This is a genomic window from Chromatocurvus halotolerans, from assembly GCF_004340525.1.
Lineage (GTDB): Bacteria > Pseudomonadota > Gammaproteobacteria > Pseudomonadales > Halieaceae > Chromatocurvus > Chromatocurvus halotolerans.
Window position 1 is genome coordinate 37,235 of record NZ_SLWX01000006.1, and the last position, 17,078, is coordinate 54,312.

Genomic DNA, 17,078 nt, shown 5'->3' on the forward strand with positions numbered 1-17,078 from the left:
ACAGTCAAGCAAGGAGACACAGTATGTCGAAAGTCGTGATTATTGGCGCGGGCGGCGTGGGCGGCGTGGTTGCTCACAAATGTGCGCAACTGCCGGAGGTCTTCAGCGACATCCTGCTTGCCAGCCGCACCGAGTCCAAGTGCCAGGCTATCGCCGCACAGATCGACCGGCCCATTCGCACGGCACAGATTGATGCCGACGACGTTGCGGCACTGACGGCGTTGCTCGAGTCGGAGCAACCCGCCCTGGTGATCAACGTCGCCCTGCCCTATCAGGACCTGACCATCATGGATGCCTGCCTCGCCGCCGGTGTCGACTACCTCGACACCGCCAACTACGAGCCGCTGGACACCGCAAAGTTCGAATACAGCTGGCAGTGGGCCTACCGTGAGCGCTTTGAAAAGGCCGACCGCATGGCACTGCTTGGCAGCGGCTTCGACCCGGGCGCCACCAACGTTTTCACCGCTTACCTGGCCAAACACTATTTTGACGAGATCCACGAACTCGACATCATCGACGTCAATGGCGGCGATCACGGCTACCCCTTCGCCACCAACTTCAACCCGGAAATCAACATCCGCGAAGTCACGGCGGAGTGCCGTCACTGGGAAAACGGCGAATTCGTCACCACCCCGGCGATGTCGAGAAAGGCCAGTTTCACCTGCCCGGATGACGTGGGCACCTACACGATCTACCGCATGTACCATGAGGAACTGGAATCCCTGTCCGCGAATTTCCCGAGCCTGAAGCGCGCACAGTTCTGGATGAGCTTCTCGGAAAATTACCTCAGGCACCTCGAGGTCCTGGGCAATGTCGGCATGACCGGTATCGAGCCGGTGGAATTCCAGGGCCAGCAGATCGTGCCGATCCAGTTTCTCAGGCAGCTGCTGCCGGACCCGTCAACGCTCGGGCCACGCACCCACGGCAAGACCTGCATCGGTTGCGTGGTGAAAGGCGTCAAGGACGGCAAGGAGCGCACCATGTACCTGTACCAGATCAAGGACCACCAGGATTGCTATCGCGAGGTGCAGTCACAGGGCATTTCCTACACCACCGGCGTCCCCGCCATGATCGGCGCCAAGCTGATTCTCGAGGGAACCTGGCGCAGGGCCGGCGTGTGGAACATCGAACAGCTCGATCCCGATCCTTTCATGCAGGGGCTCAACGACTATGGCCTGCCCTGGCAGGTGACCGAGCTAACCGACTTCAGTCTGGACGACTGACGTGCTGTTGAGCGATTTCGACAGGCTGGATACCGGCGCGCTGCCCTCGCCCTGCTATGTCGTGGATGAACAGGTTATCCGGCGCAACCTGGATATCCTGCACGATGTTGGCGAGCGCAGCGGTGCCAGGGTGCTGGCGGCGCTCAAGGCCTTCTCGATGTGGTCGCTTGCGCCACTCTACCGGGATCGACTCTGGGGAACCTGCGCCAGCGGCCTGCATGAGGCCCGCCTCGGCGCCGAGTATTACGGCGGCGAAGTGCATGTCTATTCGGCAGCATTCGGTGCGGAGGATCTCGAGGAAATCCTCACCTTTGCCGATCATGTCGTATTCAACTCCTGCAGCCAGTGGCTGCGCTTCCGCGAGCGCTGCCTGGCGGCGCAGCGCAAGCGACCACAGCTGGTGTTTGGCCTGCGCATCAACCCCGAGCATTCCGAGGGGGCGACCCCGATCTATGACCCCTGCGCACCCGGATCACGCCTTGGCATTCCGGAGGCAGAGCTGACCGTGGAGGCCCTCGAGGGTATTTCCGGACTGCACTTCCATACCCTCTGTGAGCAACCCTTCGAGCCGCTGGCGCGAACCGTGGCGGCCGTGGAAGAACGCTTTGCACGCTGGCTGCCGCAAATGTCCTGGGTCAATTTCGGCGGTGGTCACCACATTACCGCACCGGGTTACGACATTGACGGCCTGGTGAACCTGGTCCGGGATTTCTCACACAGGCACGACTGTCAGGTCTATCTGGAGCCAGGCGAAGCCGTTGCCATCGGCAGCGGCGTGCTGGTGACCGAGGTTCTCGATGTCATGCAGTCCGGTATGCACCACGCCATTGTCGACTGTTCCGCTACCTGCCACATGCCGGACACGCTGGAGATGCCCTACCGCGCTGACATCAGCGAAGCTGACATGCCCGGGGTACTGGCCTACACCTACCGTATTGGCGGCCTCACCTGTCTGGCGGGTGACGTGATGGGCGACTACAGCTTCGCCCAGCCGCTGCGGGTGGGTCAGCGACTGCTGTTCGAGGACATGGCCCACTACACCATGGTCAAGACCACAACTTTCAATGGTACACGTCTGCCAGCGATCGCCATCTGGAACTCCGCTACCGGCGACCTGCGGGTGGTGAAGACCTTCGAATACACTGACTTCAGGGAACGTCTGTCATGAGCGCCACCAGCCAACCGCCTGACTATCCGCATTTCCTAGGCTCGGAAATCGAGCAGGGGGATCCCGCCCGCGCAGCGGTACATGTTTTACCCGTCCCCTACGAAAAAACTGTCTCCTACGGCGGCGGCACCCGTAACGGCCCCTCGGCCATACTCGATGCATCGTGGCAGCTGGAAACCTGGGACGGGCACAGCAGCCCCTGCGAACGCGGCATCCATACCTGCGACCCCATCGACTGCAGTGGTGATGCGGATAGCGTGATCGCCAGCATCGCCGCTGCGACCGCTGCCATCGTGCGTCACGGTGCATTCCCGGTTGTCCTCGGCGGTGAGCACACCGTGACCGGCGGCGTTCTCAAAGGACTGCGGGATGCCGGCTTCGATGATTTCGGCATCGTCCAGATCGATGCCCACGCCGACCTTCGGGATGCCTACGAAGGCGACCCTCTGAGCCACGCATCCGTCATGAAGCGAGCCGTGGACCTTGGCATTCCCATTTTCTCTCTGGGTGTGCGCGCGTTCTGTGAAGAGGAACGCGATGCGCGCCTGGCGCACGGCGTACACCACCTCGATGCCGAGGAACTCGTCCCCAACAACATCAGCAGCCTGACACTCCCCGATGATTTCCCTGCGAAGGTATTCTTTACCCTGGATATCGACGGCATGGACCCTTCCGTCTTCCCGTCTACCGGGACACCAGTGCCGGGCGGCCTGGGCTGGTACCAATCGTTGGGGCTGTTCGAGTCGGTGGCCGCGCAGAGGCAGATCATCGGGTTCGATATCATGGAGTTCTCGCCCATTCCCGGCTTTCACGCCTATGATTTTGCCGCGGCATTGCTCGCCTACAAGATGCTGGGCATCTGCGAACGCCATGGCCACCTGCCGGATTGACACCGCCGGCAGCGCGCTGTCCGGGTGCTGGAACCGTTATCTGCGCGCCACAGGCACTGCGCTTTTCCGGGTGCTCGGCCTTTGTCTGGCCCTGGCGCTGTCTGCGCAGGTATCGGCGCAGGCCCCGGATCAACAGCCCGTGCGGGTTGCTGCAGCATCAGACCTCAGGTTTGCCCTGGATGACATCGCCGATGGGTTTCAGCGCGAGTCCGGCTATCGCTTGCGCATCACCTACGGCTCGACCGGCAACTTTGCCCACCAGATTCGAAACGGGGCGCCCTTCCATCTCTTCCTCGCCGCCGATGAACGCTATGTCGATGCGCTGGCGTCGGACCGGCTGACAGAGGGTGCCGGAACCCTCTACGCTATCGGCAGGCTCGCGCTGGTAGTTCCCCGCGGAAGCTCGCTCACGCCAACACCCACACTGACAGATGTGCGTGCCCGGCTCGCGGCCAGTCCTTTGCAGCGCTTTGCCATCGCCAATCCCGCCCACGCGCCCTACGGCGAGCGCGCCAGGGACGTGCTGGAGCACCAGGGACTCTGGGAGGCACTGCAGCCGCAGCTGGTTCTGGGCGAAAACGTAAGCCAGGCAGCCCAGTTCGCCCTGTCGGGCAGTACCGTCGGCGGCCTCATTGCCTGGTCGCTGGCCCTGGCACCCCGTATTGCGGCGCGCGCTGACAGCACCCTGATTCCGGCTGACTGGCACCGGCCACTGAAACAGCGGATGGTGCTACTGCGCGGCGCGACCGACGGCGCGCATGCCTTCTACGACTATCTGCAGGAAAGCCCGGCACGCGAGGTACTGCGGCGCTATGGTTTCTCCCTGCCGACCGACGGGGCCTAGTGGGGCACGCAGCGTGGACTGGACCGCACTCTGGCTGTCTCTGCGCCTTGCCGGCCTCACCGTTATCATTCTGGTGCCGCTGGCTGTTGCCTGCGGGCGCTTTCTGGCCTATCGGTCATTCCATGGCAAGGGGCTTGCCGAAGCCGCCATCGCCCTGCCGCTGGTTCTTCCACCCTCCGTGCTGGGTTTTTACCTGCTGGTAACGCTGGGCGCCAGTTCGCCACTGGGGCAGTGGTGGCAATCCACCTTCGGCGGTCCGCTTGTGTTCAGTTTCGAGGGCCTTCTGCTTGCGTCCGTGCTTGTCAACCTGCCGTTTGCGGTGCAGCCAGTACAGCGCGCCTTCGAGGGCGTGGCGCTGGATCTGCGTGAGGCTGCAGCCTGCAACGGCATGTCGCCACTGCGCTCGCTGACAGCCGTGGAACTGCCGCTCGCCTGGCCAGGGATACTGACTGCGGTCGTGCTGGTGTTTGCCCACACGCTGGGGGAATTCGGCGTAGTGCTGATGGTCGGCGGCGCGATTCCGGGAGAGACGCAGACCATGGCGATTGCCATCTATGACCGCGTGCAGGCCTTTGACCTGGAGTCGGCGGGGACCATGTCCGCGGTACTGATGGCGGTGTCACTGCTGACACTCTCCCTCACATTTATGCTCACGCGGCGCCTGGACCGAAGGGTGATGGCATGGCGCTGACCGTCAGGCTCAGCGCCCGGTCACCGATTCCGCTGCAGGTCGACTTCCGGGTGGAATGCGGTGAATTCCTTGCAATCACCGGCCCGTCCGGCGCCGGCAAGTCGTCCATCCTGCGTAGCATTGCGGGTCTGCACACGCCGACCGAAGCGCTTGTCACCGTCGGCAGTGCCGTCTGGTCGGACACATCGCGGCGAATCCATCTCCCGGTCTGCAGGCGGCGACTGGGCAAGGTCTTCCAGTCCTACGCGCTGTTTCCGCACATGACGGCCTTGCAGAATGTCGCGACATCCCTGAGGCGGATGCGGCGGGTCGAGCGTGATCGACGCGCGCTAGGCTGGCTGGCGGCGGTACACCTGGATCACTGTGCCGACAGTCTTCCCGGGACCCTGTCAGGTGGCCAGCGCCAGCGTGTCGCGCTGGCCCGCGCCCTGGCTCGCGAGCCGAAAGTGCTGCTGCTGGATGAACCCTTCTCCGCGTCTGACCCCGCAACACGGGAGCAGCTGTATCGAGCGATCAGCGATCTTCGGCGCGACCTGAACATACCCGTGGTGCTGGTGACCCATGACCTGGACGAGGCCCAGCTGCTCGCGGACCGCCTGCTGGTTATGGACGGCGGTCAGGCCGTACACAGTGGCCGCGTCGCAGAGCTTATCGCCGCTGCCGGCACCCGCGCATTATTCGATGACGCGGAAGCAGGTGGCCTGCTGCGCGCGGTCATCGAGGATCAGGAAGCAGACGGGCTGACGCGCCTGCGCTGCGACGCGGGTGTGTTGCTGATGCCACGACTGGAGGCCGCACCGGGCACACACCTGCGGCTGCGGGTGCATGCACAGGACATTATCCTGTCGCGACAGCGTCCCCGGGGGCTTTCGGCACTCAATGTGCTGCCCGCCCGCGTCGGACAGATACACGGCGCCGGCGACACGGCGGTCCTCGTGGAGCTGCAGATGGGTGAAGATCGACTACTGGCGCGAATCACCCGACGCTCCGTCGCAACGCTGGGCATCGTCACGGGCGTGGAGTGCTACGCCATTATCAAGTCTCTTGCCTCCACGCGCGCAGTTGTCAGCGGACTACCGGCCTCGCATGCGCAGCAGCCCGGAATATTGCGTTCATGAACAGCGTGTTGAGCCCGTCGAGATAGGCACGGACGGTGGGATCCTGAGTGAAAGCGATCACGAAGCCCGCCCCCACCGGCTGTGCCACGACAAAGGGCTTGTAAGCCAGCTGCCTGCGATTCGCCGGCCAGACATGGCCGCTGGCCAGCAGCGTATCGGGTCCGGCGAAGCGCGCAACGTTCACGCCCTTGTCGAGACGTATCGGCGTGTAGATATCGCTGCCGCGGGCAAGCACCTGCAGTTCGCGGGCAACGCCCGCACCCAGCCAGTGGTCCGGGTCGACGGTGGCCTGCAGCAGCGCACCACCGAGACTCTCCGGATCCACCTCCCGGGGCCTGATGGCTTCGGCATAGGCGGGTTCGTCCAGGTTCGTGCCGGGTACCACGGCCGGGGCAGGGTCCTCGGCTGCCGGGTTACCGTCCGCGTCGGCGCCAGGCAGTGCGGCATGCTCGCGACGGATTGCCAGCATATCCGCCGCGGGATCGGCTGCGAGGCGCGTCGCATTACCCAGCGTCAGCAGTACGCCGCCACGCTCCACCCAGCGACGCAGACTGTCGCGCCCGGACTCACCCAGCACACCGGCATAACCGGCGCTGCCGGTTTCGGGCAGGACCAGCACCTGGTAGCGCGAGAGGTCGGCGGATGCCAGGTCGGCGGTCCGTATGGCCGTTACCGGATAATCGAACTGTCGCTCAATCACGAAACGCGTGTTGCCCGCAGCATAGGCCCGGGTCGGTACATCCCAGGCGATCGCCACTCGCGGCGGCAGCATGCGAACAACCTTGCGACTGCCAAAGCTCGGACCCTCGGTCACCCAGCTGGTATCCAGGCCAATGACCTGCGCTCCGGTCTGCTCCGCCAGACTGGCGACCTGCGCATGCAGTGACTCCGCATCATCGCGGACCGGCAGTATAAGCGTGCCGCCCGGGTACTCGCGATCTTTGATCACGAAGGCCTCGTCGGCGCTGTTGACGAGCATTCCCGCCTGCAGTGCAGCGCTCAGGAAGCGGATGGCGGGGCGTGAACCCCAGGGCACCAGGTACGCCACTGACGCCGGACCGCCCGCCACCGCGCCGGGAGGAGGCTCAACGCCCACCGCACGCGTGGCAGCAACAACAGATTGCTCACAGGCATCGGCCTGAACATTCAGCATCAGTGGCAGCGACCAGGCGGTGACATCATAGATGACATCGGGCAGGCGCTTGTCCTGCAGGCGCTCCTGCTCGGCGATGAACTCCTCGGGCATCTCCACCTGCGCGTCCATCAGCGTTCTGACGAGCCGTTTCGCCGGCTGGGCAAGATCGATCACGATGCTGTCGCGGGGATAGCGGCGCCCACAGGCGCTGAACCCGACCTCGGCACGGCCAACCTCAACACCCTGAGCCACCAACAGTGAGGCCAGGCGATCAACGCCGGCCTGGTCATCCTGGGGCGGCAGGATATAGGAGCGAATGCTGCCGCTCCTGCCTTCGCGCACCGCCGTTACCTGGTACTCGTAAAAATCCGTCAGCAGCTGCTCGCGGTTCGTGGCCACCGTTTCTGCCGTGGCCAGGGAGGTGACCATGTGATTGCGCACCGTATCGCGAAAAGTCATCAATTCACCGTCGTCGCGACGCACCACCTGACCGCGGGCCGAGGCCTGCTCATAGGTCATGGCGGTGCTGCCAAAATACGAGGGCCAGCTGGCGCCATAGCCAGGATAAAAGGCGTCAAACACCTCGCGGGTGAAATAATCGACGCCGAAACGATCAAACCATTTCGCGTTGTTTCTGCCGAAGCGCTCCAGATTGCTGCGCTGCCCGGCAACGAGGTGGGGATTGTAAGGTTCTGCCTCCGGCGCGAAAAAGTAGGTGGAGTTGGAGCCCATCTCGTGCAGATCGACAAAAGCCACCGGAAGCCACTCGAGAACCGCATCGGCGTGACCGCGTGTCTCCGGCTGCGTGCGGATGAACCAGTCGCGATTGAGGTCGAACAGGTAATGATTGGTACGCCCACTGGGCCAGGGCTCATTGTGCTCGGCGGACAGCGGATCGGCGTCGGGCTGCAGACCGCGTGCCGTCATATAGCGCGCGATGAAGCGATCACGACCATCGGGATTCTGTACCGGCGCGATAATGACCACGCTGTTTTCAAGAATGGATGCCACCCGCGCATCGCCCTTGCTGGCAAGCAGGTGATAGGCCGTCGCCATGGCGGCATCACTGGAAGAAATCTCGTTACCGTGCACACCGTAGGCAAGCCAGGTCACCGCCGGGGTATTCCCGGCAATGGCTGACGCCTCGACGGCGCTGGTGCTGCGAGGGTCGCGCAGGCGGTGCATGTTTGCGCGGATCTCTTCAAGACGCTGCATGTTCTCTGGCGCACTGATCACGGCGTAGAAAAGCTCGCGCCCTTCCCAGGAGGTGGCGTAGGGCACCAGTTTCACACTCTGCGGTGCGGCCTCCTGCAGCGCCTCGAAATAACGCGTGACATCGGCAGACCAGGTGATGTGATGCCCGGAAGGATAGTCGAGGACCGATTCCACACTGGGAATGTCACTGCGATAAGAGACTTCGGGCGCCGGCCACAGGGACTCGGCAAACACGGGATGACAGAGGATAAACGGGAGGAAAACGAGAATAAACGAATAACGTGCAACACGGCTTGACACAGACAAAGACCTCACACAACAGGTAACGATGCCTCGAGGATACAACACCTACCGGTGTCAGGTCCTCCCGGACCTGACCCCATCGGCGGCCCCCATCAGCGCGCTGCGGCTGCCCGACGGGTCTCTGGATCGGCCAGCAACGGACGTCCACCGCCTTCCGGGCGGTCACGCCTGCGGTCGATCTTCTCCATCGCCAGCGCCTCCGCCACGGCATCTGTCGATTCCCCGCTGCGATCCGAGCGCTGCAGGACTTCAAGCAGGTTTTTCTCGATTCCCGCCAGATGCGCCCTGACCTCGGTCTCCGCCGACCCCAGCCGCTGATGATGGACATCGATAATGCCACCGGCGTTGATCAGGAAGTCGGGGCAGTAGAGTATGCCGCGGTCCCGCAGACGAGCTGCATCGAGGGGCGTTGCCAGCTGGTTGTTCGCCGCTCCCGCCACAATCCCTGACCGCAGCCGGGGTATTGTCTGCTCATCGAGCACCGCACCCAGCGCACAGGGCGCGAGAATGTCCGCCTCGCAGAAAAGAATGTCATCCACGTCCACGGGAATCACGCCCAGCAGGTCAGCGGCGCGCTGCAGGTTGATGGCGCTGACATCGGCACCGTAAACGATCGCGCCGTCATCACGCAGCAGTCGCGCCAGCAGGAAACCGACGTGACCGAGACCCTGAATGGCGACGCGCAGACCGGAAGTGCTGTCGACACCCAGCCGATGGGCCACCGCCGCCCGAATTCCGACAAACAGGCCGTACGCGGTGCTCGGCGAGGGATCGCCACCGTGTTCATTATCGGCAATGCCACTGACATATGGGGTAACGCTTGCCATCTCGCGCAGATCCTCGACCCCGGTACCGGAATCTTCCGCCGCCACGTAACGACCGCCCTGGGAATGCACGAACTCGCCCATGGCACGCATGAGCGCAGGTGACTTGTCCTCGCGAGGATTGCCGATGATGACTGACTTGCCGCCACCGAGGGGCAGGTCTGCCAGGGCAGACTTGTAGGTCATACCCCGGGAGAGACGGAGCACGTCCCGCAGCGCTGCGTCGTCGTCGGGGTAAGGATACATGCGGCAGCCGCCGACTCCCGGGCCGAGGGTTGTGTTGTGCACTGCAATAATGGCGCGCAGACCTGTTGCCCGGTCGTGACCGAAAGTGACCAACTCGTGATTATCGTAAGCACTGTCCAGAAAAACGCTCATAAAACCTGTTCCTGCTCCGGATTTCGGGTCGCCTGAAAGATCAGCTCAGGCGGCATCGACAAACTGTACGGCTTCTGCCTCACCGCGAAGGCGGGCAAGAAGCCGGCTGCGCACCACATCGAGCTGCGCGCGATTGCGGTCCTTGACGTGGCCGAAGCCGCGCAGTTTCGCCGGCAGCGCGGCCAGTTCAACGGCGGTGTCATAATTGTCCTGCGTCAGCCGCGGCACAACGTCATCGAGCAGTTCGAGGTAATCCGCGATATCCGCCCGCTCCTGCCGCCGCTCTTCCGTGTAACCGAAAATATCCAGCGCTCCGCCGCGCAGGGTTCGCAGCTTCGCCAGCAGTCCGAAGGCGCGCATCATCCAGGGACCGAACTCGCGCTTCTGCAGATGCCCGGTGTTCGGGTCGCGTTTGCTCAATAGCGGTGGCGCCAGGTGGAAACGAAGTTCGTAATCCCCCTCAAAACGCCGATCGAGCTCCTTGCGGAACTCCCCGTTGCTATAGAGCCGCGCCACCTCGTACTCATCCTTGTAGGCCATGAGCTTGAACAGGTTGCGCGCCACCACGACGGTCAATGACCCGGGCTCACCGGAACGTGCATCGGCTGCACGCACGCGTTCGACATGCGAGCGGTACAGTTCGGCATAAGAGGCATCCTGATAATCCGTGAGGCGGCGCACACGGTCCTTCACGATATCGTCCACTGACTGCAGTCGCCCGGGTTCAAGTGGCGCCAGATCATCCACCAGCTGCATGACGCGCTCGGGCTGGTTGGCGTAGCGACGCCCCCACAGGAACGCCTGCCGGTTGAAGTTGATGGCAACGCCGTTCAGCTCAATGGCCTGCCCTAGCGCCTCGGCGGAAACCGGCACCAGGCCTCGCTGCCAGGCGTAACCGAGCAGAAAAAGATTGGACGCAATCGAATCGCCGAGCAGCTGCGTGGCAATGCGCGAGGAATCCAGAAAGAAGGTCGCCTCATCGCCGGTCTCGTCGCGCACACGCTGGCGCATGGATTCCGTCGGAAAGCGTGCATCAGGATCCGTGATAAAGGCGGACGTGGGCACCTCGGCATCGTTGACCACGGCATGGGTGCGTCCATTCGCTACCTTGCCCAGGGCCTCGTAGGTGGAGGTCACGACCAGGTCACAGCCGAGCAGCAGGTCGGCTTCACCCGCAGGAATGCGCACCGCCTTGATGTCCTCCTGCCGTGCGCTGACGCGGACATGGCTGACGACGGCGCCGAACTTCTGCGCCAGACCGGTCTGGTTCATGGTGGCGCAACCCTTGCCTTCAATGTGCGCCGCCATCGCCACCAGCGCGGTAATGGTCAGCACACCCGTACCACCGACGCCGGTCACCACGGTATTCCACGGCGTGTCGAGGGTCGGCAGGGTTGGCTCGGGAAGGGGATCAAACAGCGTGTCGGAGGCCGCGCCAGCGCCGTCGGGCTTGCGCAGCGTGCCGCCAATGACGGAAACAAAGCTCGGACAGAAACCGTTGGCGCAGCTGTAGTCCTTGTTGCAGGAGCTCTGGTCAATCTGGCGCTTGCGGCCCAGCTCGGTTTCCTTGGGCACCACCGACAGACAGTTGGACTTCACGCTGCAGTCGCCACAGCCTTCGCACACGGCCGGGTTGATAAACAGTCGCTTCGCGGGATCCTCCAGGGAACCCTTGCGACGACGGCGGCGTTTTTCCGCGGCGCAGGTCTGGACAAAGACAATGACGGAGGTGCCGCTGTATTCGCGCAGTTCGCGCTGCAGGGCATCCATCTCGTCGCGGTGATGCAGCGAGTAGCCGGGGACTCCGTGGAACTTGCCCCGCCAGGCATCCGGATAATCACTGACAACCGCAATACGGTGCACGCCCTCGGCGCTGACCTGATGCACGACATCGCCGACCGTGAGCGATCCATCAATCGGCTGGCCACCGGTCATTGCCACGGCGTCGTTGTAGAGAATCTTGAAGGTGATATTGACCCTGGACGACACGGCAGCGCGGATCGCAAGCAGGCCAGAGTGGAAATACGTGCCGTCACCCAGGTTCTGGAAGACGTGCTTGGTTTCCGTGAAGGGCGCCTGGCCGATCCAGGTTGCGCCCTCCCCGCCCATTTGCGTGAAGGTGTGCGTCTCGCGGTCCGGCATCCAGGTGGCCATATAGTGACAGCCGATACCACCGAAGGCCTGGCTGCCCTCGGGCACCCGCGTGGAGGTATTGTGCGGACACCCGGAGCAGAAATGCGGCACCCGCTCGATGCTGTCGCCCGGCCTTGCGAGCGACTTCTCCTTGTCTTCAATCCATTGAATACGACGATCCATGGTCTCTGACTGGTAGAACCGGCGGATGCGCGCAGCGATGGCCAGCGCCACCATCGCCGGGGTCAGTTCTCCGAGGTTGGGCAGCAGGTCGCGACCGTCCTCGTCGAACTCGCCGATGACGCGCGGCCGCGCGGCCACCGGATAGTTGTAGAGCTGCCCCGTGAGCTGATCTTCAATAATGGAGCGCTTCTCCTCGACCACAAGAATTTCCTCGAGGCCCTCGGCGAAATCATGCGTTGCACGCGGCTCCAGCGGCCAGGGCATACCGACCTTGTAGACGCGCAAGCCGATCTCCGCGGCGACGCCGTCATCGATACCCATATCCTCCAGCGCCTGCATCACGTCGAGGTAGGATTTTCCGGATGTAATGATGCCGAGGCGCGGCTTCTCGCAGTCAATCACGATGCGGTTCAGATTGTTGACCCGGGCAAATTCCCGCGCCGCGTAAATCTTGTACTTGTTGAGACGCAGTTCCTGCTCCAGCGGCTTGTCGGGCCAGCGTGCGTGGACACCATCGGCGGGCAGCTGGAATTCTTCGGGAATGTGGATCTGTATGCGGTTGGGGTCGAGGTCGGCAGAAATCGCGGAATCCATGTTCTCCGTAATCGCCTTCAGCGCGACCCAGCAGCCGCTGTAGCGGGACAGCTCCCAGCCGAAAATACCCAGATCCAGTACTTCCTGAACGTTGGCGGGACTGAGCACCGGCACCGAGGCGCCGATGAACATGTGCTCTGACTGATGAGGCAGCGTGGAGGATTTGCAGGCGTGGTCGTCGCCGGCAACAGCCAGCACACCTCCATAGCGGGAGGTGCCAAAGGCGTTGGCATGCTTGATGACGTCCATGCTGCGGTCAACGCCCGGCCCCTTGCCATACCACATGCTGAAGACGCCGTCGTATTTTGCACCCTTGAAAAGGGTGGTCTGCTGACTGCCCCAGACTGCGGTCGCGGCCAGATCCTCGTTGATGCCGGGCTGGAACAGGATATTGTCACGCTTGAGATAGGCGGCCGCTTTCCACATGGCCTGATCAACGCCGCCCAGCGGCGATCCCCGATAGCCGGAGACGAAGCCTGCGGTGTTGAGCCCGGCGTGCTGGTCGCGCTGGCGCTGCAGCATGGGCAGACGCACCAGCGCTTCGATGCCGGTCATGTAGGCCCGAGGGGCATCCAGTGCATACTTGTCGTCAAGCGATACCTTGCGCAGGGTCTTGCTGTTATCGGCGCCCATAAGCACTGTCTCCCAGAGAATTCCAACCCCCAATTGTTACCCAAACCCGGAGGCATTGTTATTTGATTTGGGGTGCGTTTTTGTCTGTGAACGCATAAAATATGCAGCTAAATAAACTTAATAGGACAGAGTATGACTTTAAAGCTGAGTAAACAGGATATCGGCATCCTTAAATTGTTGCAGCAGGACGCCACCCGGAGCACTGCCGGCATCGCCGAGCGTGTCAACCTGTCCCAATCACCCTGCTGGCGACGCATCAACCGTATGGAAGAGGAAGGACTGATCCGTGGCCGCGTGGCTCTGCTGGATCGTTCTGCGCTGGGGATGGACGTGGTTGTCTTCGCCACCATCAACCTCACCTCCACCGGCCGCCAGAACCTGATGACCTTCGAGCGCGACATCGTGCAGCACCCGGAAGTGATAGAGTGCTACACCATGACCGGAATCTGGGACTACATGCTGAAAATCGTCACGCGTGACGTGCGCCACTACGAGTCCTTCGTACGCAACACGCTGACGGCGAGTCCGTCCATCCGCGAACTGCACTCACACCTTGCGGTCACCGAGATCAAGAACACGACAGAACTGCCGCTGGACACCCAGCTCTGACAGACTCGGCTTCAGGACATCATCACTATGCTGCACAGCAAACTTCCCGACATCGGCACCAACATCTTCAGCCGCATGACGGCACTGGCCAGCGAATGTGGCGCCATCAACCTGTCCCAGGGCTTTCCCGACTTTCCCGCGCCGCAGGCGCTGCGCGAAGCAATGGCCCGGCACGCCATGCACGGCCACAATCAGTATGCACCGCTGGCGGGCCTGCCCGCGCTGCGCGAGACACTGGCCTCACAGCTGGTGAACGACCGGGGCGTTGACTGCGATCCCGATACCGAGATTACCGTGACACCCGGCGCCACGGTTGCGATTTACTGCGCAATCACCGCCTGCGTGCACCCAGGAGATGAGGTCATTGTCCTTGACCCCTGCTACGACAGCTATGAGCCCGCCATAACCCTGAGCGGCGGGCGCGCCGTGCACGTGCCCCTCGACGCACAGACCTTCACGCCCGACTGGGACCGCATCGAGTCAGCGGTCAACCCGAAAACCCGGCTGATCATCGTCAACTCACCGCACAACCCGACAGGCGCGGTCCTCAGCCGTCATGACCTGCGCTGCCTCGAGACACTGGCGACACGTCACGATCTCTACGTTATCAGCGACGAGGTGTACGAGTATCTGGTATACGACGACGCCGCGCATCACAGCGTCCTGCAGCTGGAGGGCCTGCGCGAGCGCAGCTTCGCAGTCTTCTCTTTTGGCAAGACGCTGGGCGTCACGGGCTGGAAAACCGGCTACTGCGTTGCCCCGCCGGCCCTGACATCGGAACTGCGCAAGATCCACCAGTTTGTCTGCTTTGTGGCCGTAACGCCGGTACAGCAGGCTATCGCCGACTTCCTGCACAGCCTGCCTGGCTACCCCGGCCAGCTGGCAGAGGATTACCAGGCACGGCGCGACCGTTTCTGTAGCGCCCTTGCCGGCTCGCGCTTCCGGCTCAGGCCCGCTGCGGGGACCTATTTCCAGCTGCTTGACTACCGCGACATCAGTGACCAGCCTGACACAGTGCTGTGCGAGACTCTGGCGCGGCAGCACGGCGTGGCCTGCGTACCGGTTTCCGTGTTCTCGCAGTCACCCGATCCGGAGCAGCGGCTTCTGCGCTTCTGCTTTGCCAAACAGGATTCCCAGCTTGAGGAGGCAGCGCAGCGTCTATGCAGAATCTGACCGCAACCCTGGTACAGTGCGAGCTTGCCTGGGAGTCCCCGGCGCAGAATCGCGAGCATCTGGAATCGCTCATCGCCGGCGAGCGCGACAACACGGATATCGTTGTCCTGCCGGAGATGTTCACCACCGGTTTCTCCATGAATGCCGAGGGCAATGCCGAACCACCAGGAGGAGACACCGAACAATGGCTGCGGAGAATGGCGGCAGCGCTGAACTGCGCCGTTACCGGCAGCATCGCCACGCGCGACGGCAATGCGGTGTTCAACCGCATGCTGTTTGCCACGCCCGATAGCGTTACGCATTACGACAAGCGCCATCTGTTCCGCATGGCGGGCGAGGAGCAGCACTATGCGCCGGGCCACAGCCGTGTCTGCGTGACGTGGCGCGGCTGGCGCGTGCTGCTGCAGGTCTGCTACGATTTGAGGTTTCCCGTGTTCAGCCGCAACCGCGGGGATTACGATCTCGCGCTGTACGTCGCCAACTGGCCGGTCGCCCGCCGCGAGCACTGGCGCTGCCTGCTGCAGGCGCGGGCGATTGAGAACCTGGCGTGCGTGGTCGGGGTCAACCGGGTCGGCGAGGACGGCAATGGGCTTCACTATTCCGGCGACAGTCTCGCTCTCGACGCACATGGCCATCACCTCGCCGACATGAAAGAAGGTGCGGAAACCCGCCGTGTGACCTTTGATGCAGAGGCACTGGCGGCTCACCGGGAGCGCTTCCCCTTTCATCTCGACGCCGATGATTTTTCCTTGCCCGCTTCGTGATACAACTGGGTAGTATCAACGTAAGGAGTTATAATTTTCGAGTTATCAGGGGCTTGCACGTCGCCCGCCACCAGAAACGGACATAATACTGTCATGCGACACAATACATGCCTCTTCCGCCACACTGTCGTGGTGCTGCTTCTCAGCGTTGCTGCCTGTGGCGAGAAGACCGCAACGGGTGAAAATGATTCCCCCCAGCGCTCGCGATCCGTGCCGGTAGCGGCGGCGCCATTGTCCTACCAGAACCTGACCACCCGGTTGGAAGCTGTAGGTACATCAGAGGCTCTGAAAAGCATTTCCCTGTTCCCGGAGGCCGCGGGCGAAGTCGTCGCCGTGCATTTCAAGCCCGGTGACTTCGTGAAACGCGGCGATACCCTTCTGGAGCTCGAGTCGCGGGACCAGGAGCTGGCACTGGAACTGGCCAGCGTAAGGCTTGAGGAAACCCGGCGGTTGTTCGACCGCTATGACCGCGCCAATCGCAGCGTCGATCTGACGGTCCCCGAAACCACCGTTGATACCGCGCGCACCGCGCTGGAGACCGCGCGCATCGAGCGCGATCTCGCACAGGTCGCACTGGAGCGACGTTTCATCAACGCACCGTTCTCCGGACACGTGGGCATCACGGATGTGGAGGTCGGTGACCGCGTCGACACCACATCGGTCATTACCACGCTGGATGATCGCAGCGCGCTGCAGGTCACGTTTGACGCGCCAGAGTCTTTCGTGGGTCAGCTTGCCGTGAACGACCCGGTGGACGTCACCACCTGGCGCGACAGCGAGAGCACGGTGCAGGGAGAGGTCATTGAGGTGGATTCGCGGATCAACCCGGTATCCCGCGCCTTCCGTGTGCGCGCCCGCGTGCCCAACGAGGGCGACGAGCTGCGCCCGGGAATGAGTTTCCGCGTTGCCCTGCTGCTGGATCGGGGACGCTTCCCCGCCGTCTCGGAGGTCGCGGTTCAGTGGGGCGCAAACGGCGCCTTCGTCTGGGTGGCAGAGGATGACAAGGCACGTCGCGTGCCGGTGCGGCTGGTGGAGCGTGTCGACGGCAGCATCCTTGTTGAGGGAAATCTGGCCCAGGGGGACATGGTCATCGGCGAGGGCGTACAGTCCATGCGCGAAGGCATTGCCCTTCGGGTGATCGATGCGCGTGCCGTGGCCCGGGATGCGCGTGACGCGCCTGAAACCCGGTCCGAGTCCTGA

General features: G+C 63.0%; 13 protein-coding genes. 10 read left to right on the top strand and 3 right to left on the bottom strand.

The genetic code is table 11. The annotated features are described in order from the left end of the window. Nucleotides 1-23 precede the first annotated feature (23 nt). From EV688_RS08630 to modC, 6 genes are read left to right on the top strand one after another with little or no spacing between them, the layout of a single operon-like run. Entirely contained in the window at nt 24-1,223 is a 1,200-nt protein-coding gene (locus tag EV688_RS08630; protein ID WP_117316067.1) for a saccharopine dehydrogenase family protein, read from the top strand. A gap of 4 nt (nt 1,224-1,227) precedes the next feature. Next, nucleotides 1,228-2,391 carry a carboxynorspermidine decarboxylase gene (nspC, locus tag EV688_RS08635; protein ID WP_205686554.1) on the top strand — a complete coding sequence of 388 codons (1,164 nt, stop codon included), beginning with the start codon at nt 1,228-1,230 and terminating at the stop codon, nt 2,389-2,391. After that, entirely contained in the window at nt 2,388-3,281 is an 894-nt protein-coding gene (speB, locus tag EV688_RS08640; protein WP_117316063.1) for an agmatinase, read from the top strand. Before nspC ends, speB begins: the two co-directional genes overlap by 4 nt. Continuing rightward, nucleotides 3,262-4,125, top strand: a complete 864-nt coding sequence (gene modA / locus EV688_RS08645; RefSeq protein WP_117316061.1) for a molybdate ABC transporter substrate-binding protein — start codon at nt 3,262-3,264, stop codon at nt 4,123-4,125. The genes speB and modA overlap by 20 nt, the downstream gene beginning before the upstream one ends. A 13-nt stretch (nt 4,126-4,138) precedes the next feature. Next, entirely contained in the window at nt 4,139-4,816 is a 678-nt protein-coding gene (gene modB, locus EV688_RS08650) for a molybdate ABC transporter permease subunit (protein WP_117316058.1), read from the top strand. Further along, entirely contained in the window at nt 4,807-5,934 is a 1,128-nt protein-coding gene (gene modC, locus EV688_RS08655) for a molybdenum ABC transporter ATP-binding protein (protein WP_117316057.1), read from the top strand. The genes modB and modC overlap by 10 nt, the downstream gene beginning before the upstream one ends. Here the strand turns inward: modC and EV688_RS08660 are convergent. From EV688_RS08660 to EV688_RS08670, 3 genes are all read right to left on the bottom strand, one after another. Beyond that, nucleotides 5,882-8,584: a M14 metallopeptidase family protein gene (locus tag EV688_RS08660; protein WP_117316043.1), complete on the bottom strand. Its 2,703-nt coding sequence runs from the start codon at nt 8,582-8,584 to the stop codon at nt 5,882-5,884. The genes modC and EV688_RS08660 overlap by 53 nt on opposite strands. A gap of 95 nt (nt 8,585-8,679) precedes the next feature. Beyond that, nucleotides 8,680-9,789, bottom strand: a complete 1,110-nt coding sequence (locus EV688_RS08665) for a Glu/Leu/Phe/Val family dehydrogenase (RefSeq protein ID WP_117316041.1) — start codon at nt 9,787-9,789, stop codon at nt 8,680-8,682. A gap of 45 nt (nt 9,790-9,834) precedes the next feature. Beyond that, the gene (locus tag EV688_RS08670; RefSeq protein ID WP_117316040.1) at nt 9,835-13,332 is read right to left on the bottom strand and encodes an indolepyruvate ferredoxin oxidoreductase family protein; all 3,498 of its coding nucleotides are present in this window, start codon (nt 13,330-13,332) and stop codon (nt 9,835-9,837) included. A gap of 132 nt (nt 13,333-13,464) precedes the next feature. Here EV688_RS08670 and EV688_RS08675 point away from each other — a divergent pair, with 132 nt between their 5' ends. The 4 genes from EV688_RS08675 (at nt 13,465) to EV688_RS08690 (ending at nt 17,078) form a co-directional block, all read left to right on the top strand. After that, on the top strand, nt 13,465-13,941 hold the full coding sequence (locus tag EV688_RS08675) for an Lrp/AsnC family transcriptional regulator (RefSeq protein ID WP_117316038.1): 477 nt from the start codon (nt 13,465-13,467) through the stop codon (nt 13,939-13,941). A 27-nt stretch (nt 13,942-13,968) separates the two neighbouring features. Next, entirely contained in the window at nt 13,969-15,114 is a 1,146-nt protein-coding gene (locus tag EV688_RS08680; RefSeq protein WP_117316036.1) for a methionine aminotransferase, read from the top strand. After that, complete coding sequence (locus EV688_RS08685) at nt 15,102-15,878, top strand: amidohydrolase (protein ID WP_117316034.1); 777 nt, start codon at nt 15,102-15,104, stop codon at nt 15,876-15,878. The genes EV688_RS08680 and EV688_RS08685 overlap by 13 nt, the downstream gene beginning before the upstream one ends. Nucleotides 15,879-15,971: 93 nt before the next feature. After that, nucleotides 15,972-17,078, top strand: a complete 1,107-nt coding sequence (locus EV688_RS08690; protein WP_117316033.1) for an efflux RND transporter periplasmic adaptor subunit — start codon at nt 15,972-15,974, stop codon at nt 17,076-17,078.

Coding starts and splice junctions, on each gene's coding strand:
- EV688_RS08630 (WP_117316067.1), top strand. CDS start 24: ATGTCGAAAGTCGTGATTATTGGCGCGGGCGGCGTGGGCGGCGTGGTT.
- speB (WP_117316063.1), top strand. CDS start 2,388: ATGAGCGCCACCAGCCAACCGCCTGACTATCCGCATTTCCTAGGCTCG.
- modA (WP_117316061.1), top strand. CDS start 3,262: ATGGCCACCTGCCGGATTGACACCGCCGGCAGCGCGCTGTCCGGGTGC.
- modC (WP_117316057.1), top strand. CDS start 4,807: ATGGCGCTGACCGTCAGGCTCAGCGCCCGGTCACCGATTCCGCTGCAG.
- EV688_RS08665 (WP_117316041.1), bottom strand. CDS start 9,789: ATGAGCGTTTTTCTGGACAGTGCTTACGATAATCACGAGTTGGTCACT.
- EV688_RS08670 (WP_117316040.1), bottom strand. CDS start 13,332: ATGGGCGCCGATAACAGCAAGACCCTGCGCAAGGTATCGCTTGACGAC.
- EV688_RS08675 (WP_117316038.1), top strand. CDS start 13,465: ATGACTTTAAAGCTGAGTAAACAGGATATCGGCATCCTTAAATTGTTG.
- EV688_RS08680 (WP_117316036.1), top strand. CDS start 13,969: ATGCTGCACAGCAAACTTCCCGACATCGGCACCAACATCTTCAGCCGC.
- EV688_RS08685 (WP_117316034.1), top strand. CDS start 15,102: ATGCAGAATCTGACCGCAACCCTGGTACAGTGCGAGCTTGCCTGGGAG.
- EV688_RS08690 (WP_117316033.1), top strand. CDS start 15,972: ATGCGACACAATACATGCCTCTTCCGCCACACTGTCGTGGTGCTGCTT.